Source organism: Aeromonas sp. S16(2024) (genome assembly GCF_041403065.1).
Taxonomy (GTDB): Bacteria; Pseudomonadota; Gammaproteobacteria; order Enterobacterales; family Aeromonadaceae; genus Aeromonas.
The window spans coordinates 1-762 of the sequence record NZ_JBGLQX010000062.1 but is presented as its reverse complement, the minus strand read 5'-3'; the positions used below and the strand labels follow the sequence as shown (position 1 = coordinate 762).

General features: G+C 47.2%; 1 tRNA gene and 2 rRNA genes. All 3 read right to left on the bottom strand.

Annotated features, from left to right (window positions below):
* Positions 1–83: ribosomal RNA gene (locus ACB030_RS20325) — 23S ribosomal RNA — on the bottom strand; the annotation flags it as partial.
* Between the two features lie 239 nt (positions 84–322).
* Positions 323–398, bottom strand: a tRNA-Glu gene (locus ACB030_RS20320).
* A gap of 302 nt (positions 399–700) precedes the next feature.
* Positions 701–762: ribosomal RNA gene (locus ACB030_RS20315) — 16S ribosomal RNA — on the bottom strand; the annotation flags it as partial.

Sequence of the window (762 nt, the reverse complement as noted above, 5' to 3'; positions counted from 1 at the left end):
TCTCACAGCTTATCGCAGGTTAGTACGTCCTTCATCGCCTCTGACTGCCAAGGCATCCACCATGTACGCTTAGTCACTTAACCATACAACCCCAAGAAGTGTCGTCGAAACAACGCTTGCTTGTTGAAGTACAACAAGGACCAAAATAAATTTTGGTTTTCGCCAAGAAGTTTCCAAAGCACTTGTAACAAATGTTTGAGAACTACTTTTTAAATCAGCTTTCCAGATTGTTAAAGAGCATGTTTGCAACGGTCAGTGACCGAAGAAAACAGAGTTAAGAATCAGTTTCTTAACTCTGCATTCTTGTTAGCAAGAAGAGAAGTGGCGTCCCCTAGGGGATTCGAACCCCTGTTACCGCCGTGAAAGGGCGGTGTCCTAGGCCTCTAGACGAAGGGGACAAAACGTCCGCTTTCGATACTTCGTATCGAAGACGTTTTGTAAAGGCGACGCTGAGCCTGCGAAGCGAGCGGCATTATTTGCCGACACCTGCAGAACAACTGCCTTTAGCGCTGTTCGTTGTTATCGCTAACTCTGGCTTGGGTAGCAACTTGCGCCGCTATTCACATCCCAACCCAACGAACGGGCTTCTCTCATCTGACCTAAGCCAGATAAGCACTGACGCTTTCGCATCAGGTCTTTGCTCTAACTACTTTGAATCAAGGCAATCTGTGTGAACACTCAACAACACGACATCTTAAGGTAAGGAGGTGATCCAACCCCAGGTTCCCCTAGGGTTACCTTGTTACGACTTCACCCCAGTCA